Origin of the sequence: uncultured Granulicatella sp. (assembly GCF_963528195.1) — a bacterium.
In the GTDB taxonomy this organism is placed as follows: Bacteria; Bacillota; Bacilli; order Lactobacillales; family Aerococcaceae; genus Granulicatella.
The window spans coordinates 16,442-36,290 of record NZ_CAURVN010000006.1 but is presented as its reverse complement, the minus strand read 5'-3'; the positions used below and the strand labels follow the sequence as shown (position 1 = coordinate 36,290).

25 protein-coding genes and 1 pseudogene are annotated in these 19,849 nt (G+C 33.2%); all 26 read right to left on the bottom strand.

Annotated elements, in window-relative coordinates; genetic code table 11:
* Positions 1 to 20: 20 nt before the first annotated feature.
* Complete coding sequence (locus RWR88_RS03135) at positions 21 to 359, bottom strand: putative DNA-binding protein (protein ID WP_314450631.1); 339 nt, start codon at positions 357 to 359, stop codon at positions 21 to 23.
* A gap of 306 nt (positions 360 to 665) precedes the next feature.
* Positions 666 to 1,211: a DUF1697 domain-containing protein gene (locus tag RWR88_RS03130; protein WP_314450630.1), complete on the bottom strand. Its 546-nt coding sequence runs from the start codon at positions 1,209 to 1,211 to the stop codon at positions 666 to 668.
* Between the two features lie 58 nt (positions 1,212 to 1,269).
* Positions 1,270 to 1,755 carry a hypothetical protein gene (locus RWR88_RS03125; protein ID WP_314450629.1) on the bottom strand — a complete coding sequence of 162 codons (486 nt, stop codon included), beginning with the start codon at positions 1,753 to 1,755 and terminating at the stop codon, positions 1,270 to 1,272.
* A gap of 78 nt (positions 1,756 to 1,833) precedes the next feature.
* Positions 1,834 to 2,379 carry a TIGR00730 family Rossman fold protein gene (locus RWR88_RS03120; protein WP_314450628.1) on the bottom strand — a complete coding sequence of 182 codons (546 nt, stop codon included), beginning with the start codon at positions 2,377 to 2,379 and terminating at the stop codon, positions 1,834 to 1,836.
* Positions 2,380 to 2,428: 49 nt separating this feature from the next.
* Positions 2,429 to 3,208 carry an inositol monophosphatase family protein gene (locus RWR88_RS03115; protein ID WP_314450627.1) on the bottom strand — a complete coding sequence of 260 codons (780 nt, stop codon included), beginning with the start codon at positions 3,206 to 3,208 and terminating at the stop codon, positions 2,429 to 2,431.
* 14 nt (positions 3,209 to 3,222) lie between these two features.
* A complete protein-coding gene (locus RWR88_RS03110; RefSeq protein WP_314450626.1) occupies positions 3,223 to 3,495 on the bottom strand; it encodes a UPF0223 family protein in 273 nt (90 codons plus the stop codon).
* Between the two features lie 78 nt (positions 3,496 to 3,573).
* The gene (locus tag RWR88_RS03105) at positions 3,574 to 4,953 is read right to left on the bottom strand and encodes an MATE family efflux transporter (RefSeq protein WP_314450625.1); all 1,380 of its coding nucleotides are present in this window, start codon (positions 4,951 to 4,953) and stop codon (positions 3,574 to 3,576) included.
* A gap of 122 nt (positions 4,954 to 5,075) precedes the next feature.
* Positions 5,076 to 6,482, bottom strand: a complete 1,407-nt coding sequence (gene lpdA, locus RWR88_RS03100; protein WP_314348705.1) for a dihydrolipoyl dehydrogenase — start codon at positions 6,480 to 6,482, stop codon at positions 5,076 to 5,078.
* A gap of 76 nt (positions 6,483 to 6,558) precedes the next feature.
* The gene (locus RWR88_RS03095; RefSeq protein ID WP_314450623.1) at positions 6,559 to 8,178 is read right to left on the bottom strand and encodes a 2-oxo acid dehydrogenase subunit E2; all 1,620 of its coding nucleotides are present in this window, start codon (positions 8,176 to 8,178) and stop codon (positions 6,559 to 6,561) included.
* A 93-nt stretch (positions 8,179 to 8,271) separates the two neighbouring features.
* Positions 8,272 to 9,249: an alpha-ketoacid dehydrogenase subunit beta gene (locus tag RWR88_RS03090; protein ID WP_006702450.1), complete on the bottom strand. Its 978-nt coding sequence runs from the start codon at positions 9,247 to 9,249 to the stop codon at positions 8,272 to 8,274.
* A 2-nt stretch (positions 9,250 to 9,251) separates the two neighbouring features.
* Complete coding sequence (gene pdhA, locus RWR88_RS03085; RefSeq protein WP_314450622.1) at positions 9,252 to 10,358, bottom strand: pyruvate dehydrogenase (acetyl-transferring) E1 component subunit alpha; 1,107 nt, start codon at positions 10,356 to 10,358, stop codon at positions 9,252 to 9,254.
* A 314-nt stretch (positions 10,359 to 10,672) separates the two neighbouring features.
* Complete coding sequence (gene dinB / locus RWR88_RS03080) at positions 10,673 to 11,731, bottom strand: DNA polymerase IV (RefSeq protein WP_314450621.1); 1,059 nt, start codon at positions 11,729 to 11,731, stop codon at positions 10,673 to 10,675.
* A 71-nt stretch (positions 11,732 to 11,802) separates the two neighbouring features.
* Complete coding sequence (locus tag RWR88_RS03075; protein ID WP_314450620.1) at positions 11,803 to 12,513, bottom strand: phenylalanine--tRNA ligase beta subunit-related protein; 711 nt, start codon at positions 12,511 to 12,513, stop codon at positions 11,803 to 11,805.
* 11 nt (positions 12,514 to 12,524) lie between these two features.
* Positions 12,525 to 13,835, bottom strand: coding sequence for a DUF2130 domain-containing protein (locus RWR88_RS03070; RefSeq protein ID WP_314450619.1), 1,311 nt, complete (start codon positions 13,833 to 13,835; stop codon positions 12,525 to 12,527).
* A 33-nt stretch (positions 13,836 to 13,868) separates the two neighbouring features.
* The gene (locus RWR88_RS03065) at positions 13,869 to 14,219 is read right to left on the bottom strand and encodes a thioredoxin domain-containing protein (RefSeq protein ID WP_314450618.1); all 351 of its coding nucleotides are present in this window, start codon (positions 14,217 to 14,219) and stop codon (positions 13,869 to 13,871) included.
* 13 nt (positions 14,220 to 14,232) lie between these two features.
* Entirely contained in the window at positions 14,233 to 14,376 is a 144-nt protein-coding gene (locus RWR88_RS03060; RefSeq protein WP_314450617.1) for a hypothetical protein, read from the bottom strand.
* A 62-nt stretch (positions 14,377 to 14,438) separates the two neighbouring features.
* Positions 14,439 to 14,960: an isochorismatase family cysteine hydrolase gene (locus tag RWR88_RS03055; protein ID WP_314450616.1), complete on the bottom strand. Its 522-nt coding sequence runs from the start codon at positions 14,958 to 14,960 to the stop codon at positions 14,439 to 14,441.
* Positions 14,957 to 15,634 carry a DUF1275 family protein gene (locus tag RWR88_RS03050; RefSeq protein ID WP_314450615.1) on the bottom strand — a complete coding sequence of 226 codons (678 nt, stop codon included), beginning with the start codon at positions 15,632 to 15,634 and terminating at the stop codon, positions 14,957 to 14,959. The genes RWR88_RS03055 and RWR88_RS03050 overlap by 4 nt, the downstream gene beginning before the upstream one ends.
* Positions 15,635 to 15,644: 10 nt before the next feature.
* Positions 15,645 to 15,950, bottom strand: coding sequence for a DUF1294 domain-containing protein (locus tag RWR88_RS03045; protein ID WP_314450614.1), 306 nt, complete (start codon positions 15,948 to 15,950; stop codon positions 15,645 to 15,647).
* The gene (locus RWR88_RS03040) at positions 15,916 to 16,197 is read right to left on the bottom strand and encodes a glutaredoxin (RefSeq protein ID WP_314450613.1); all 282 of its coding nucleotides are present in this window, start codon (positions 16,195 to 16,197) and stop codon (positions 15,916 to 15,918) included. Before RWR88_RS03040 ends, RWR88_RS03045 begins: the two co-directional genes overlap by 35 nt.
* A 12-nt stretch (positions 16,198 to 16,209) precedes the next feature.
* Entirely contained in the window at positions 16,210 to 16,614 is a 405-nt protein-coding gene (locus RWR88_RS03035) for a ribonuclease HI family protein (protein WP_314450612.1), read from the bottom strand.
* Positions 16,614 to 16,823 carry a cold-shock protein gene (locus tag RWR88_RS03030; protein WP_314450611.1) on the bottom strand — a complete coding sequence of 70 codons (210 nt, stop codon included), beginning with the start codon at positions 16,821 to 16,823 and terminating at the stop codon, positions 16,614 to 16,616. The genes RWR88_RS03035 and RWR88_RS03030 overlap by 1 nt, the downstream gene beginning before the upstream one ends.
* A 167-nt stretch (positions 16,824 to 16,990) precedes the next feature.
* The gene (locus RWR88_RS03025) at positions 16,991 to 17,908 is read right to left on the bottom strand and encodes a hypothetical protein (RefSeq protein WP_314450610.1); all 918 of its coding nucleotides are present in this window, start codon (positions 17,906 to 17,908) and stop codon (positions 16,991 to 16,993) included.
* 41 nt (positions 17,909 to 17,949) lie between these two features.
* Positions 17,950 to 18,300 (bottom strand): DUF2187 domain-containing protein, encoded by a 351-nt coding sequence (locus tag RWR88_RS03020; protein WP_314450608.1) that lies wholly within the window; start codon positions 18,298 to 18,300, stop codon positions 17,950 to 17,952.
* Positions 18,301 to 18,501: 201 nt separating this feature from the next.
* Positions 18,502 to 19,140 (bottom strand): annotated as a pseudogene (gene nth / locus RWR88_RS03015) (endonuclease III).
* A 12-nt stretch (positions 19,141 to 19,152) separates the two neighbouring features.
* The gene (locus RWR88_RS03010) at positions 19,153 to 19,845 is read right to left on the bottom strand and encodes a DnaD domain protein (RefSeq protein WP_314349742.1); all 693 of its coding nucleotides are present in this window, start codon (positions 19,843 to 19,845) and stop codon (positions 19,153 to 19,155) included.
* Positions 19,846 to 19,849 lie beyond the last annotated feature (4 nt).

Here is a 19,849-nt window from a genome sequence, read left to right as displayed (position 1 = left end):
TTTCTCACTCCTCAATTAGGCTATTTATTCATTTCTTGTAAGTCTGTCATCAATTGTTGCAATTGATGATCATTTGGATAATGTTTTTTGATATGCTGTTCAATTCCATCATAGATAGCTTGTCTTTTATAAAAATCATTTACTAAATGTAATTCTTGTTCATAATCTTCTAATAATTGAGCAGATCGTCGAATATTATCATATACGGCTTGTCGACTAACCTCGAATTCTTCTGCAATTTCTCCAAGAGAATAATCTTCCCCGTAATATAATTCCATATATCCTAGTTGTTTTTCAGTCAAAAGTTTGCCATAAAATTCTAACAACAAATTCATCTGAGTTGTCTTTTCAATTTCCATTGCCATCCTCCTGTCCTTAAACTCACTTTCTAATTATAACAAAAACTAGCGTTTATGCCAATTGCAATGAAACTATTGCTGTTATCTATGGCACAAACGCTTTTTTATAAAATAAATATTTGAACTCGATAATTTATGAGTCGCATATCGAGAAGCGACAACTATTTGAGCTTAAACTTATTTTAGTTGCCTATTAAGTAACAACAAGTATTTGAGATATTTCTATCTTAAAAAAAGAATAACTTTAAACAATTTAAATGTCAATTATTAGAATTATTGATAATGGCATTGCAATGAAAATTAGAACTATTTTTCAGTTTCTAAAATTTGAGCTATTTTTTCAAAAGTGTTTCCATTTCGAATCGTAATCATCTTATAAAACTCTTGCTTTAATAACTGTTTATGGTAAGTTGTCTTTAAATACTCTGCTTCATCAAATTTTCCCCAAAACACAGCATGATTTCCTATATGGACTATCTCATTATGAAAGTTTGCTTCGTTAAGAAACTCTAGTATCGAGCTTTTATCTAACTGATAAGAAAAGAATAATACATCTCTTCTAGCCAACTCTTCATTCCACCACTCTGGTAAGTTTACTTTTTCTTCTAAATATTCTTCTTTTGTTAATAATGCAAAAGGAATTGAAAACTCATAATGACTTTCTAGCAAATTTTTAATTTTGCAAATACAAGTATCGAATGTATCACTACTACTTAAAAATAAATTACCACTATTAATATAGGAATGAACATTTTCAAAATTCAAACTTTCTAATAATACTTTCAATTCACTCATGGCAACTTTATTCTTACCACCAACATTTATTCCACGTAGTAAAAGGATGTATCTCACTATAAAATCTCCTTCATTTAATCATTTTTCAATCATATTAATGATTATACGACAAAAATCAAATGGTTAGTATAAAACAATATCCTTTTTTTGATACTGAATCATACAAATACAATTTTTTAGTACCTTTTAGGTTAATAAATTTATAAACAAAACGTTTATTCCCTAATAGATTTTCTATTTGATCTTGTTTTTCTTTTAATTCTGGATTCTTTTTACTTTCTGTATTTAAGATAGTTCTAAATTCTTTTCGATAAATCGCTTCAAGATTACTAACATCGTCATTAAAGTTAACTTCACCCTCTATAGAAAAAGAGTAAATATCAAACCTATCGTTGCCAAATCCTCTCTCACTTTTATACTCCAATTTTATATTTTGCACAGGAGCCTGTAATTCAGAAAGCTCATTTCTATTGTTCTGGGCAAAATGATTAAACGCAAAAATACAGGCAACTAATATCAATATAAGAATAATACTCTTTTTCATAACATATCTACCCCATTTTACACCTCTAAAAATAACTCTAAACTTTCCTACTCTCACTATTATAACCTCATTACTGTTCAAAAAACTGATCATTTAAATAGTTTTACCAAATATTAAAAAGCGTCAGACTCTCCTCTAACGCTTTTCGTAGTTTTCGATTAATTTTTCAATTTCTTCTAATGATTTTACAAAATATATTTGATTTCTATCTTCCTGACTTAGTAAGTTTGTCGTTACCATGTGATTGAAAAAAGCCTCTAAATGATTATAATAGCCTTCCATATTGTAGAAAATACAAATTCCATTCGTTTGACCGACTCTTACCCATGAAACAACTTCTGCAATTTCTTCTAGTGTTCCTGGTCCTCCTGGAAGTGCAATATACACTTCACTTAATTCAATCATTTTGTTTTTACGCTCTGACATCGTTTCAACAATATGAAGTTTTGTAATATCTTTTTTAGCAATTTCTCGCTCTACAAAAAACTGTGGCATGACACCAATAACTTCTCCACCCGATTTCATAACTGAGGTTGCAACAACTCCCATTAAACCAGTATTTCCTCCACCGTATACAAGTGTGTGGTTATTCTTCGCTATCCAGTTCCCTAGTTCTTCTGTTCTTTCATCAAAAGTTGAATCATTACTCTGACTAGCGGCACAATAAACTGCAATATTCATAAATTCTCCTTATAAAAAAGAGCCGAAAAATCTTACGACTCGATTATTATTATTTAAATGCTGCAATAATTTCTTCTGCAATATCTTTTGAACAGATAACTCCTGTAGTCTTTTTATTTGCTACTAAGAAGTCTACTTCTTTTCCGTCTACTGTACTATAGTGTAAATCTAATTCTTTTGCAATTACCATACCAGCAGCAATATCCCATGGTGCTAATAATGTTGATACATAAGCAACAGATTTTCCTAATACTACTTGAATATGTTCAATTGAAGAAGCTCCATAAGTACGAGTTACCATTGCTTTACGAATCATAGCTGCTTCTTTTTCATTTGCTTCTAATAACATAAATCCGTTTACGTTAATAGAGCTATCACCGATACTATGAACTTCTGGTTTAGATAAGCGACGACCATTGCAATAAGCACCGTAATCTTTAATACCATAAACAAAACGATCACGCATTACATCATAAATGTAACCTAATAAACCTACACCATCTTTATATAAAGCAACCATAATTCCAAAATCTTCTTGACGTTTTACAAAGTTTAATGTGCCATCGATTGGATCAATTAACCATACATAACCGTCCATTGAAGTTAATTCGTCACCGAATCCTTCTTCACCCATAATTTTATGTGTTGGAAATTGTTCACGAATTTTTGAAATTAAAAATTGTTCGATTTCTTTATCAACATTCGTTACTAAGTCATTACGACTAGATTTTGTATCCACTGTAATTGATTCACCGAAACTATGACGAATTTTATTTCCAGCCTCCATAATCCAATCATTGACTAATAAATGTGTTGCAAATAAATCCATAACTAACATCCTTTCTACTGTTCCATTTTAATTCTTTTTGAAGCATTTTTACTCATTTGAACGACACGGTATAAACTATATCCAGACACCGATTCAAATTCTTTACCAAGTCTTTTTTCTTCACCAATACTTTTTACAATCGTTTTGAAATCTTTATATCGTTTGATAAATAATTCTGTTTCAATTCCTCGTTCATAAGCATCTTCTACAGCATTCCATAATGAAATAACCGTTGACATTTCTTGGTGAGTCCAATCCAAGTTTAATGGATAACTATAATTTGCCAAATAAGTCCCTCCTCAAAAAAGTACACCCCTTAGTATACACCTTTTTTATGAAAATAAAAAGGCTTATCCTTTCCTCTCCTAATCTAGAGAAATACGTATATTTTTCCATTTTCCTGATTTAAATCTAAATAGAATAATGAGCCAACGAATAAATTGGTCAATAAATACTGCATACCAGGCTCCTGCTAAACCTAAGCCAATGATGTTTACAAAAATATATCCTAAACTAACACGAATAAGAATTGAACCTACAAAAATGGCAATCAATGGCCAAACGGTATCCCCTGCTCCTCGTAGTGCACCTGAAGTAATTAATTGATGACTTTGGAACGGTTGAACAAATGCTACAATTGTTAGAGCAATCATTGTATTTTGAATAATTTCAGGATTTGTTGAATAAAATTCTGCCAAAGTTTGCGAACCGAAAAAGATAAATAGTGACATTCCAATGGCAATGACAAAACCAATTCGTTGACACATTCTAGTATACATTCTTGCCAATTGCTCATTTTTTGCTCCTAAAGATTGTCCCATCAAAGTAGAAGCCGTTATCCCAAAAGCTTGAGCAGGTGAATACGTTAGATTTAAAATATTTAACGAAATTTGATGAGCCGCATAAACATTAGTCCCTAATCCCGAAACGATATTTAAAAATGAAATAATCCCAACTCTTAATGCTAATTGTTCTAAAGCAGTCGGTAATCCAATTCGAATTAAATCTTTCATCATTTCAAAACGAAATTCAAATTTTTCCTTAAAATCTAAATATAAAACACTCTTTTTAGATAACACATACCGTAAGTTTAACGACATGGCAATCACATTACTTAACGCTGTTGAAATAGCAGCTCCAGTTACTCCAAGAACTGGGAAACCAAATAAACCATAAATTAATACAGCATTTCCAAGTACATTTAAACTATTCGCAATTAAATTATTACGCATTGGAATTTTCGTTTCGCCAATCCCACGTAAAGCTGCTGTCATCGTAAATGAAAATGATTGGAAAATAAATCCTAGCATAATGACACGAAAATAAGCTGACCCTACTTCAATAACAGAAGTATCTGCCCCTAAAAAAGATAATACATAGGGTGCTAGTAAAATCATCAACACTGAAATAGGAAATACAAATCCTACCATTGCCAACAACATCACATGTTTTAAAACTAAGCTAATATTTTTATATTTTTTTGCTCCATAATAACGAGCAATGATGGCTGTTCCACCTACATTCAACGCTTGAACAAAACTTAATCCTAAAAATACGGGTTGGTTCGTCATGCCAACAGCAGAAACTGCTTGAGCTGCATGTTCTGGAATACGACCTACCATCATCATATCGACCATTCCGAATAAAGAACCTAATAATACTTCAATAAAAACAGGCCATACAATATGAAAAATATTCATTCTTAATTGTGTTTTATTAAACTTCTGATCTAGTCCTTCTTCCATGCCATCTCTCCTTCTTTTCAAAATTACACTCTATTCTATACCCATTAGAGGTGATGTGCAACTCATAATGTTATCGAAACAAAAAAGACCGAGAAAACTCGGCCTTTTAAACGTAAAATTTATTAAATATGAATTGGCATTCCTAATGCTAATTCAGCTGTATCCATAATTACTTCAGCTAATGATGGATGTGAGTGGATTGTTAATGCGATATCTTCTGCATTCATTCCTGCTTCAACAGCTAAACCTAATTCTGCGATTAAGTCACTTGCATTTACCCCTGCTACTTGAGCACCAACAATTACGTTATCGTCTTTTGTTGTAATTAAACGAACGAAACCTTCAGTTGCATTTAATGAAATTGCACGTCCATTTCCACCTAGAGGGAATTTAGATGCTTTCACTTTTAATCCTGCATCTTTCGCTTGTTGTTGAGTATAACCAACAGAAGCTAATTCTGGATCTGTAAACGCAACAGCTGGCATTGCACGATAGTCAACAGCAACTGGTTTACCTGAGATTGCTTCAGCAGCAATTTTACCTTCGTAACTTGCTTTATGTGCTAATGCTGCACCAGGAACGATATCTCCAATTGCGAAAATATTTTTAATATTTGTACGTCCTTGGTTGTCTACTTTCACTAAACCACGTTCAGTCATTTCAACACCTACAACGTCTAATCCTAATTCATCAGTATTTGGACGGCGTCCTACAGCAACCATTACATAATCAGCAACGATTGATTGTTCTTTTCCTTCAACTTCGAATTTAACTGTTACGCTATCTCCATTGTCAACAGCTTCTTTAGCCATTGCAGAAGTAATAACTTTAACACCTTTTTTAGCGAAATCATCTTCTACTAATTTCACCATGTCTTTATCGAACATTGATAGAATGCTTGGAGCACCTTCTAAAATTGTTACTTCAGAACCTAAGTTAGCATAAGCTCCACCTAATTCTGAACCGATAACTCCACCACCGATAACAACCAATTTCTTAGGAACATCTTTTAATCCTAAACCACCTGTTGAATCGATCACACGTCCACCAAATTTGAAACCTTTGATTTCAATTGGACGACTACCAGTTGCAACAATTGCATGGTTAAATGAATATGTTTGAGCAGCATCTTCTGTCACAACACGTAATGTATGCTCATCAACTAAGAATGCTTCCCCACGGATGATTTCTACTTTATTTTTCTTTAATAAGTACTCAATACCAGAAGTTAATTTTTTAACTACTTGATTATCTTTCCATTCTTGAGTTTTAGCAAAATCTAATACTACCTCTTTAGCAGTTACTCCGAAAACTTCAGAATGTTGAGCTTCTTGATAATGATGTCCTGCAGAAATTAATGCTTTAGATGGAATACATCCAACATTTAAACACACACCACCAATATATTCTTTTTCAATAATCGCAACTTTTTGTCCTTCTTGAGCTGCACGAATTGCAGCAACGTAACCACCAGGGCCGGCACCAATTACGACTGTATCTAGTTCAATAGCGAAATCGCCTACTACCATCTTTTTCACCTCTTAAAAGTTTTCAATAGCCATACGACGTATACCAAAGGGTTTACGTCGTACAACTAATTTATAATTAAGCTTCCATTAATAATAATTCTGGATCAGCTAATAAACGTTTTAATTCGTTCATTGCTTTTTGAGCAGTAGCTCCGTCCACGATACGGTGGTCGAAACTTAATGATAATTTCATGTTACGTCCGATTACGATTTCATCGTTTTCGTTAATTACTGGTTCACGAACGATTGTACCTACACCTAAGATAGCTACTTCAGGGTAGTTAATAACTGGAGTGAACCAGCCACCACCTACTGAACCAATATTTGAAATTGTAATTGTTCCATGTCCCATATCAGCTGCAGTTAATTTACCTTCGTGCGCTTTAGCTGCTAATGCATTAATTTCATCAGCAATTCCAAACATGCTCTTAGTATTTGCATCTTTAATATTTGGAACGAATAATCCTAAATCTGTATCAGTTGCAATACCGATATTGATGTAGTTTTTATACACGATTTCTTGTGTTGCGTCATCAATTGAAGCATTTAATACTGGATATTTCTTCATTGCTACTGCTAATGCTTTAACAACATATGGTAAGAATGTTAATTTAGTACCTTGTGCTGCAGCAACATCTTTGAATTTCTTACGGTGATCCCATAATTTAGAAACTTCAACTTGATCATGTAATGTTACGTGAGGAGCTGTATGTTTGCTATTAACCATTGCTTTAGAAATTGCTTTACGCATTGGAGTTAATTTCACGCGCTCTTCACGTTCTGCTGAACCTACAAATGGTTTAGCTGGTTCTGGTTTAGCTGCTGGCGCTGCTGGAGCCGCTGGTGCTGATGCAGGTGCTGCCGCTTGAGCTGCTGGTGCTGCTTCTACTGCAGGAGCTGCAACTGGTGCACCACCGAAGTTATCGATATCTTCACGAGTTATACGTCCGCCTTTACCAGTTGGAACAACTGCTGTAATATCAACACCTTTTTCACGTGCGTATTGACGTACTGATGGCATTGCTAATACTAATTTACCAGGATTGCTTGCTGCTGGAACTCCAGTTGGTTGTGCTGGAGCCGCTGGCGTACTTGCTGCTGGAGCCGCTGGCGCTGGACTAGCTGCTGGCGCTGCTGATGCAACTGGTGCAACTCCTTCTGCTGCGATTTCAACAATAACATCTCCTACACGAGCTACTGTTCCTTCAGATACTAAAACTGCAGTAATTGTTCCACTTACTGGAGAAGGAATTTCTTCTACAGATTTGTCATTTTGTACTTCAAATAAAATATCGTCTTCAGCAATTGTGTCGCCTACTTTAACATCAATTTTAACGATTTCACCTTCTGCAATTCCTTCACCAATATCTGGTAATTTGAATTGGAATACACCTGCTGCTGGAGCCGCTGGCGCACTTGCTGCTGGCGCTGCAGCTGGAGCTGCTTCTGCTGGACCAGAACCATCATCGATAACTACGATAATGTCTCCAACACGAGCTACTGTTCCTTCTTGAACTCTAACTTCTAATACTTTACCACTTACTGGAGATGGAATTTCCTCTACAGATTTGTCGTTTTGTACTTCGAATAAAATATCATCTTCTTGAATTGTGTCACCGACTTTAATGTCGATTTTTACGATTTCGCCTTCTGCGATACCTTCACCGATATCAGGCATTTTAAATTGGAAAGCCATGCTTGTACATCCCTTCTTAATTTTTACTTAAATATTCTAAAGAGCAAATCACCTTTGAAGGGCTTTTTGCTCTTTAGTGAATGGTTTTACGAATTAAAAATTATAAGTTTCGCGAACTTTTGCTTCAATATCACTTGCGTTTGGTAACCAGTCGTTTTCAGCTTGACCAAATGGGAAAATTGTATCTGGTGCTGCAACACGACCGATTGGTGCTTGTAAGTGTAAAATTGCACGTTCTGAAATTTCAGACATTACCATTGCGCCGATACCTGCTTGACGTTGAGCTTCTTGTACAACTACAACACGTCCAGTTTTTTGAACTGAAGCTAAAATTGTATCTAAGTCTAATGGAGAAACTGTACGTAAGTCGATAACTTCTACAGAAATACCTTCTTTTTCTAAGTTTTCAGCTGCTTTAACTGATTCACGAACCATAGCTCCGTAAGTAATAATTGAAACATCTGTACCTTCACGAGTTACAGCTGCTTTTCCTAATGGAACTGTATAGCTTTCTTCTGGAACTTCTTCACGGAATGAACGGTATAATTTCATATGTTCTAAGTAAACAACTGGATCGTTGTCACGAATAGCTGATATTAATAAACCTTTTGCATCATATGGGTTTGAAGGAATAACGACTTTCAAACCTGGTGATTGTGCTACTAAACCTTCTAAGTTATCTGAGTGTAATTCTGGTGTGTGAACTCCACCACCAAATGGTGAACGGAATACGATAGGCATTTGACGAGTTCCACCCATACGGTAACGGTAACGAGCTGCTTGAGCAACAACACTATCCATTACTTCAAATACGAATCCAAAGAATTGGATTTCTGGAACTGGACGGTAACCTTCTAATGCTAAACCGATAGCTAAACCACCAATACCTGATTCTGCTAAAGGAGTATTGAATACGCGGTCTTCTCCAAATTCATCTTGAAGTCCTTGAGTTGCACGGAAAACTCCTCCGTTTTTACCAACGTCTTCACCGAAAATTAGGACATTTTCATCACGTTTTAATTCTAAAGCCAATGCATCCGTAATGGCTTGAATCATTGTCATTTGTGCCATAATTATTTATTCTCCTTTGCTTCAAAGTAATCAAGTTGTTCTTGGATAACGTTTGTTGGTTCTTCAAACATTGTCTTCAAGAAGAATGAAACTTTTTGTTTTGGTTGTTTATCAGCTTCTTTGATTGCTTCTTTAATTTCTTCTTTAGTTGCTTCAATAACTTCATTTTCTTTTTCTTCAGACCATAAGCCTTTAGCTGTTAAGTAGTTACGGAAACGAATTAATGGGTCTTTTTTAGCCCATGCATCTTGAATCCCTTCTGGTTGATAACGAGTTGGATCATCCCCTGATAATGTATGAGGACCATAACGGAAACAGATTGTTTCGATTAATACAGGACCATTTCCTGCAACTGCATATTCACGAGCTTTTTTAGTTACGGCATAAACTGCTAATGGGTCCATACCATCTACTTGAATACCTGGAATACCAGCAGCAACAGCTTTTTGAGCTAATGTTGTAGCAGCTGTTTGTAATTCACGAGGAGTTGAGATAGCCCATCCATTATTTTGAATGAAGAAGATAGCAGGTGATTTGTATGCACCAGCATAGTTAATTCCTTCATAGAAGTCCCCTTGTGAAGAACCTCCGTCACCTGTATAAGTAACAGCGACATTTTTCTTACCACGTTTTTGTAATCCTAATGCAACCCCTGCTGCTTGAACATATTGTGCACCAATAATGATTTGTGGTGGTAAAGCTTTTAATGATTCTGGATACATATTACCTGCAACATGTCCACGAGACCATAAGAATGCTTGTGATAATGGTAAACCATGTTTTACTAATTGAGGTACATCACGGTAACCTGGTAATAATACGTCTCCTTTATCAATTGCTTTGATTGAAGCTAATTGTGAAGCTTCTTGACCAGCTGTTGGAGCGTAAAATCCTAAACGTCCTTGACGGTTTAACGCTGTTGAACGTTCATGTAAAATACGTGACCAAACCATATCAGTCATTAATTCGACTAATTCATCATCTGATAAATCTGGTACTAAATCTGGATTTACAACTTTTCCTTCTTCATCTAATACTTGAACCATTTCAAAGTTCAAGTTGTCTGGTGTGAAAAGTGAATCGAGATCGAATTTTTTCTTCGTTGCCATACTTTTTGTTTCCCCTTTTCTTTAAGAAATTGTGCTTCATAACAAAAATGAAGAAACAGAATTTTATTTCTGTATCATTTCTATTATTTTCATATACTAATTTACCATGCTTTTTTAACTTATGCAAGTAATTAAGTTCGAGTTTTATTTTTTATTTTTTGTGAATAGTATTACAAAAAAATCTTTATAAACAATACATTTATTTAGAACATTTTGTGCAATATTTTTATCATTTTTCATATGAATTGAAAATAAATGAAAATTCCAGTTCAAATTATGTGTTATATACTGTTAGAAAAACTGTATTAATATTTTTAAAACAGCTTTACTTGTTCAAATAAATGAAGCGTCTGTTCAAACTGAGAAACTGTCAGACCAATTAAACGAATGGATTCATTATTATATTCTTCCATCAATAGATGATAGGCTTCTATAGCTAATTTTTCTTTACTCTGGACATAGGTCTCGAGTGTCTTACTTCTAGTTTTTGTTTCAAAATCACTTTGTTTTAATTTAATCGTTATTGTTTTAGCTGCCAATTTATTTTTCTTTAACCATTTTGATATTTGCTCAGAAAATTGCTCTATATATTTCTGTAGTACTTCTTCATCAGTAGTATCTTCTAATAAAGTTTCTTCTTTACCGTAAGATTTTCTTTCACGATACAATGTTAATTGATCATTCGATTGTCCTCTTACTTGTCGATACAGAGCTTCTCCTTGCTTTCCAAAATGTTTGATTAAGTATTCTTTTGAACAATTTAAAATATCTTCTCCAGTAAATAATTTTTTCTGATGTAATTTTTTTGCAGTTGCTTGTCCTACACCAAAAAATTTTTCAACAGGTAAAGTTTTAATAAATTCTGGAAATGATTCTTGGTCAATAACGGTAATTCCAGCTGGTTTTCGTTGGCCAGATGCAATTTTTGCTAAAAATTTATTAAAAGATACTCCTACAGAGCATGTTAGTCCTACTTCTTTATAAATAGCTTCTTGTATTTCTCGGGCAATGATCGTTGCAGAAGTTTGGTTTTTTGAATTTTCTGTAACATCTAGATAAGCTTCATCAATCGACATCGGTTCAACGATAGGAGTATAGCGATGAAATATTTCTCGAATTTGTAAACTTAATTGTCGATATCTTTCAAAATTTGGAGGAACAATGATTGCTTTTGGACATAATCGTATAGCCTTACTCGTTGGCATTGCGGATCGTACTCCAAATGCTCTTGCCTCATAAGAACAAGTTGCCACCACACCACGTTGATTTACTTTTCCGCCGACAATAATCGGTTTTCCTCTCAAATGTGGATGGTCCATTTGTTCAACAGATGCAAAAAAAGCATCCATATCAATATGTAATATTTTGCGCATTCGCTTCCCCCTTCCTTTTGTATTTTTTACTATTCAAAAAGTGGCAGAACAATTGCTCTACCACTTTCCTATTATAATTCAACTTCGCTATTTTCAGGCGTTACAATCGAACTTACTCCTGTTACATTGAAGTATTCTTCGCAACGTTTTTTTAATGCTTCCATTGCAACAGTTGCTCTTTCAGCTTGATCTTTTGTCACAGATTCCATTATAAGAACTGCATTAGTTGTTTCTTCTTGTAACATCATTCTCTTCGCTTCTCTCCAGTTCAAGCAACGACATACAGCGCCATCATTATCGAAGTGGCAAATTTCGCCTTCTAATGCTGGTGCATCTTCTTCAGCACCTAATGGGAAGAAACTTTCTCCACCTTTAGCTTTACCTAAGCGTAAATCTCCTTGGATTTTATCTAAATCTTCTCCCCCTAATGGAACAGCATATTCAATAGAAATACTATTATAAATATCGACTAATGGAGTAATCAATCGGAATGTATGTCCTTGAGAAACACGTTTTAATAAAGCCTCAATAGAAGAACGAGCCCCTTTTTTTGTTTTGAACTTAGAATAGGCTTGTCTCCATTGTTGAATGACAAGATTATCACTAAACACTTCTTCAGTAAAATGAACTTGAGCTTTTTGACACGCTTCTTGTAAAATCCCTTCAAAATAAGGATCTTCTGTTTCATCTACAGTATTATTAATCCCTTTTAATACTAAAACATTTACTTGACCTTCTGGAAATAATTCCCAAAATTCTGGTTCTACGATAAATTTTGCCATTTTTCATTCTCCTATTCTAATTCTTCAAATCTCTGTTTCATTGTTGCATTATTTTTGACGAGTTTTTTAACAGTTAAATCAGTCGCCTTGTTATTCGCTAATCTTAAATTATTTTCAGATGATAACAACGCATCTTTTGTTTTTTGTAAATGAGAAATTGTTTTATCAATTTCATCAATGGCTGTTTTGAATTTCTTACTCGCTAATTCATAGTTTTTAGAAAAGGCTGTTTTAAATGCTAGCAAATCTTCTTCAAAATGCGTAATATCTAATTGTTGCTCTTTCATTTGCGCTAATTCTTGTTTATATTTTAATGAATTTAATGCTGCATTTCTTAATAATGTAATAATTGGAATAAAGAATTGAGGTCTAACAACATACATCTTTTCATACACATAACTGACATCCACAATTCCATTATTGTATAGTTCATTATCTGCTTCTAATAAAGATACTAAAATCGCATATTCACAATTTTTTTCACGTCGATCTTTATCCAATTCTTTAAAGAAATGTTCATTTTTCTTCTTCGTTGCTGTTTGATCATTTTCATTTTTCATCTCAAACATAATCGATAAAATTTCATTCCCAAAATCATCATATTCTCGGTAAATATAATCGCCCTTACTTCCTGTTTTAGCATCATTATCTTTACCAAATTCAGCTCTTGGAAAAGCTGTCATTCTTAATTGATTAAATTGAATCTCACAGTGTTGTTCTAAACTTTCACCAATCATTTTTGTCGATTGTTTTGCTTTAAAATCTTTATAGAAGGCAATCGTTTCGTCTTTTTGACGTAATTCTAATTCGTATTTTTCTTTTAAAGCAGCTGCTTGAACTTCTTGTTCCTTTTCTTGCAAATGATTTTTCGCTTCTAAATCAGCAATAACACGATCTTTTTCAGCAGATAACTGAGAAACACGTAAGGCTTCTTTTGTTTCTTGTGCGTCAATTTTCGCTTGAAGAGACTGAATCATTTGTTCCTGCTGAGTAATTTTTTCTTGATATTGCTGCGTCAATTCTTGTTTTGAAACAACTTGTTCTTGTTGGATTTTAGATAATTCCAATTCTAATTTATGTTTTTCTTTTTCAACTTGAACTTCCATTTGTTGACTATAGTGTGCTAATTTCTCTTCAAAATGAGATTGAGCTTGTTGAGATTTTAACTGTTGTTCTGTTTCAAATTGTTTTTTGGCTAATTCTAATTGTTGATGAATTTCTTGCGTAAATTCTTGATTGCGAACTTGACTTACAATATCTGCATAAGAATGTTCATCAATTGTAAAAACCTTTTGACAGTGCGGACATTTAATTTCGTTCATACAAGTCGCCCTCCTTTTTAAATTAAAATAGTCTTATTTATTAACAAATGCAATAATATCTTCAACGCTAATGGACGAATCGCAAACTACACGAGCCTCTCCACCTTTAGCAACTAAGAGACCTGGCACTGTTGGAATACCATATTTTTGTCGGAATGATTGAATATCACTTAGTTGTGTAACATCTTCACTATTAACAAAAATAGCTGGTTTATTTAAAGCTTGACGTGCTTCATTCATTTTTGGAGCGAAACGACGGCAATAAGGACAAGTTGGACGTCCAATAAATAATACTACTTCTTCTCCACTTGAGATTAAGCTTTCTACTTCTTTAATTGATTTTTTTTCAAATTTTTCTACTGCTTCAAAAAATTCTTGTGACATAATGATTTCTCCTTTATTTTGGATTAATATCCTTATATTTTTTTCTTAAATAAATTAATCGTGTGATAAATCCTCCAAGCATTCCAATCGCTACCCCACCGATTAATTCTTGAATGATAATCCCAATTACAATACCAATTAGAATTGCTACTAACATGATGGCATTCAGGACATTTAGTTCTTTTAATTTTTCTTTAGAATCCATTCTTTCACCTACACTTATTCTACCACATTAATCTGACACATTTTCATAGCTTCCAATGCTTGTTGATGACTTTGAGGGGTAACTCCTGCACATGAAGTAGAGTATACATTAATGGGTACCTCTGGAAAGTTTGCTTTTGCTAATAAGACATTACTAATGACACAAATATCTGTGCATAAACCTAAAAATGTAATGGAGCTAATAGAAGGAACTTCCTTCAATAATTCCATTAATGCTGTAGATCCAAAAGTAGGTTTTTCAACTCCAACAGCTTCTTTTTCTAAAAGAGCTTCTTGTACAGTTGCATCTAATTTCCAACCTGGAGTTCCTTTGACACAGTGAATAACTGGTAATTTTTTTCCTTCTTCTGTTTCTAAATAATTTTCATGATGAGTATCCAATGTATAAAAAACTTTACCTGAAAACTCTCGAATCGTTGATGCTACATTAGGAACAATTGCAACTGCTTCTTTGGTCCCTAAGACTCCATCAACAAAATCTTTTTGCATATCCACTACAACTAAAATATCTGTCATGCTTCTTCCTCCAACAAATGATAGTATGCATATAAATGACGGAATAAGAAATAATATCCACCAACAAGTACATAACTAATACTAATAACAAATAGTAATAATTCTTTAGACCAAGTTGCCATTTCAAATGCTATTGCTCCTCCAAATAAAAAGAACAACAGACTTAAACTATAAAAAACTATTTTTATTTTATCCTTACGATGACCTCTTAGACATCTACCAATCGCAAATCCTGTATCCGTTAAATAGCCCGTGAAATGAGATGTTCTTACAATCATGCCACGGTAATAAATAAACATACCATTTTGAACACCGACTGTAAAAGCTAATTGATAAATCCATAAAGCTTCTAGCTGTAACCAGAAACTGATTCCTAATAACAATCCTAGTACAATGAGTAATATTCCATATCGGTTTGCAAATCGGAAAACTTTTTCAGAAAAAATCATTCTGCAACAAACTCCACCTAGTAAAAAACTAATAATAATCAATAGTAATGTAAGTGCATGACTCGTTTCACCAGACATCGCATGGATTAAAACCCCTGAAACATTCCCCGTCATATGTGTCGTAGGTTTTTCATATAATAATAATGTTGTAATATTTACAAATCCTGAAAGGGCACTTAGAAGACCTATCCATATTGCAAATAATATTCCTTTTTGTTGCTTCATCTCTTCCCCCTTAAAATTGTTTCGTAAAATATAGGAAAGCAATTCCCCAACAAATGATATTTACTACATAACAAATTGTAAAATAAACTCTGTGAGTTTTATGGTGAAAAATGATCATTCCTAATATCCCACCAAATCCTCCACCTATCATACCTAGGGTTAATAATCTTCTTTCAGGTATTCGCCATTTTTTTCGTCTAGCAGCCCGTTTATCCATTCCCATTAAAATGAATAATAAAAGATTCACTCCCCAAAAATAATAGAATAGTATTGACGGAATACTATTCAACTGGAACAGCCTCACAACTAGTTCCATTTAATTGACCGATTTCAAAAATATATTGTCCTGTTTTAGTCACCAAACAAGGAACTCCCACCATTCCCCATTGTTTACGACCTTCAAATTGTGGTTTATCATCTCTTAAACGAATAAATTCTTTTAAATTCGCCATACTTGCAGTGATATCTACCTCACGATAACTAATATTCTGTCTTTGTAACTCTTCTACAAAAGGTTTAGTATCTGGACATAAACTACTAAAATATAATACATGTTCTTCCATAGTGAAAACTCCCTATCTTCCTAATATTTGTTGTAAAGCTTGTCTTGCTAATTGATCAGCGCCTCGGTTTTCCTTTTCAGGAATCCATTCTAAAAATAGTTGAGGAAATTTTTTTCGTTCTTCCTGTACTTTTTTTAAAATATCTTGATAAGTAATTTGTTTCGTATAATTTTTTTCAATCGCCATCATTGCAAACTTCGAATCTGAATTCAAAAAAATCATTTCTTGATCCCATTCTTTTTCTTGAAGAATGATTAACGCACGATAAATCGCCCATAATTCTGCTTGATGATTATCCATTAATAGTTCAGAATTTTCTTTAAACAAAAATTGTTGCTTTTTATATAAAATTTCAATCCCAATTCCAACTTTACCTGGATTTCCATTAACAGCAGCATCCGTTTTTACTCGAATCATTACGATTCTATCACCCGTACTCCTGTAGCTTGAAGCCCATGAGCACCACGTGCAATTTCAAATTCAACTATTTGTCCTTCTCTTAAAGTTTTAAATCCTTCAGATAAAATCCCTGTAAAGTGAACAAATACATCTTCATCTGTATCAGTGACAGAAATAAAACCATAACCTTTTTCATTGCTAAACCATTTTACGATTCCTTTTTTCATAATGAAACCCTCCAGCCTTTTCTATTCTCAGACAGCTTTTATCTTATTATATACGTTCTAATTCTTTTTTTAAAATAATAAGTTTTAACGATATTTTTAATAGCCAAAAAAGACTTTACTCTATAGTATTCAATTATAATAAAACTCATTACTATAGAATAAAGACTCTATTTTAAAATATTATTTTGAAAATCTTCGTATTGTTTTACAAAAACAGAATCCTCATAAAATAAACTTTCCGTCAAATTTTCTTTTCCTGAAAAATAATTCATCCATTCTTCAAAAGAAGAGATATACTCTTCCTGAAAAGGATGTAATCGAATGGTATCTTGCATCCATTTTTGGGCTAATATCATAGCATCTTCTATAGAAAAATGATTCATTAACTCATTTAACAACATGGTCTCTTCTTTATATAAGCGAGATTTTGAAATCGGAAAGATATTATTACGATTTATGCTTTTAATTTCTCCATTCCATAGTAATTGAATCGTTTTTGACATTCCTGAATCTAACCATTCATCTAATAAAATTGCTTTATCAAACATAGGTGTCTGTGGATGAAGTAAAAATAACTGAATGACAAATTCCTTTTGTGATAATGTTGAATCAATTAATACTTGAGTGATATATTGAATTTCTTCTATAGAAAAAATCTTATCTTTTTTCTGTAATGCATCCCCTATTTCTTGTAACTGCTCAACTTTCTCTTGTTCCTGTTTCAATTGTTGATTCATCAATTTTAGTTGAAGTGTGTTTATCCATTGATACTCTAAATACTCAGACTGTTTCAAATAATCTTTCACTTCTTTGAAGCGATTCATATAGATTAATGCTTCTAAATAGACGCATAAATACTTTTCTTCCTTTAAATCAAACTCTTCTACGAGCCAAATAATTTCAGCCCAATCTTGACTACGACATAGTAAAGACCATAATTTTTCTAATAATTGATTCGAATTTGTCTTAATATATCCTTTTTCTAACCAATCAATAGCACCAATCAAATCATCTTCTTTCTGACATTGAGTTGCTTTTTGAATATAAAATTCTTCTTGATTTGGAAATTCAATCGTATTTCCCATCTTTTTCCTCCTCTTTAAAAGAAAAACAGACTAATCCAAGATTAGTCTGCCTTAGCATCATCTGGTATAAATTCAATAATATCTTTAAAATTCACGATGGTGCGGTCTTCACAAATATCTTTCATCACGGTCGTAGAAGAATTCCAATCAATAATCACGACTGCACTATTGGAAAGTAACTTGTAAATCACACCATACATCTGTTGATCTCTAAATGTAAAATGAATTCGATCTCCTACATCTGGGCGGATAGAATCTTTTACTCGTTTAATGACAACAAGAACTTCTTCATATGATATACCCAATATATGTGCAATTCTAGATTTTGTGGTTCCTTTACGAAGTTCCGTTTCAACGATTCCTTGAACCTTTTTGGTCACTTTAAGTGCCATCTCTATCGCCTCTTCCCACGGGCCTTCCAAATCCAACACATCTACAATATTACTAACTTTAGTATAGCATATAAATGGGGAAATGTCAGTTAAAAAGTCTTAAAAACATTGATATTATAACATTTCTAAGAAATAAAGACGAATTTGTTAGGAAATTTTGTTAACGTTTCAATTTTTATGTTAAATAATCAATGAATGATTTTATACTTCTCTTTGTCCAAACGCACACATTTCTAATAATGGACATTCATGACATTTTGGTTTTCGAGCAATACAATGATATCTTCCAAAGAAAATCATCCAATGATGTGCTCTCGACCATAATTCTTTCGGAATTTTACGACATAAAGTTTCTTCGACCTCTAATACCGAATCTTTTTGCCTACAAATTTGGAGACGTTTTGAAATCCTTTCAACGTGAGTATCTACCGCGAACGCTGGAATATTAAAAGCAACACTCATCACTACATTTGCAGTTTTTCTACCTACACCTGCTAAACTCACTAATTCTTCTCTAGTTTGAGGAACTTCGCCATCAAAACGTTCCATTAGCTGTTGAGCACAAAGACGAATATTTTTTGCCTTACTTCGATACAATCCTAATGACTGAATACATTCAATCACTGACTCCTCATTAGCAGCCGCTAAATGAGCTGGAGTTGGAAATCTCTAAAATAATGTAGGAGTCACTTTATTCACACATACATCTGTTGATTGAGCACTTAAAATCGTTGCAATTAGTAATTCAAAAGCATTGCGATGGTTTAGCTCACAATGAGCATCTGGAAATAAATCCCCCATTATTCGAACTGCTTCAATCGTTTTTATTTTTGATAACATAACCTTCCTCCATTAATCCAGCCAATTATCTAATGGTACCTGAGGTATCGGTGTTGTATCTTTAGTTTTTGCTGTAAAATGCCCATTTCTCGTACGATTCTTATCTTGAATTACTTGTTGAACCGTTTTGAAGCCTTTTCTTTGCCATGTTAATAAAATCTTATCCATATACTTCAACGTAAATACTTGATTTAAAACAGCTTCTTTTAAAGCTGCTAAAATTAAATCATAAGAATATTCGTCTTTATCAATCCAACTTTTAATCATTTGAATTTCATACGAACTAATAGGTCTACCAAATTCTTTTTCGATTACAAAAATTAAATTTGGCTTATCACTTTCAGACTTTTTAGCCATTTCTTGTCGATGTAAAATTTCTAATTGTTGGAATAAAGGAGATAAGCTATAATACTCTTCTCTTTTTCCTTCTTCATTTTCTTTTTGAGTGACGGATACTACTTGTCGATCTAATAAATGCTGAATGATTTGAAATAAAGTATTTTCTGAAATAGAAAAAACGTCACAGACTTCTTCTACATTTAATGGAAAATATTCTGAAGTTGAATGTTGTAACCACCAAGAGAGCATCAAGCATTCTTGAGCGGTGATTTGTAATTGTTGATAATATCGGATGAATGGATTTGGAACGGTTGTTCCTCCTTGATACATCCAAAATTGTTGAAATGTTTGTTCCAAAATTTTCACCTCT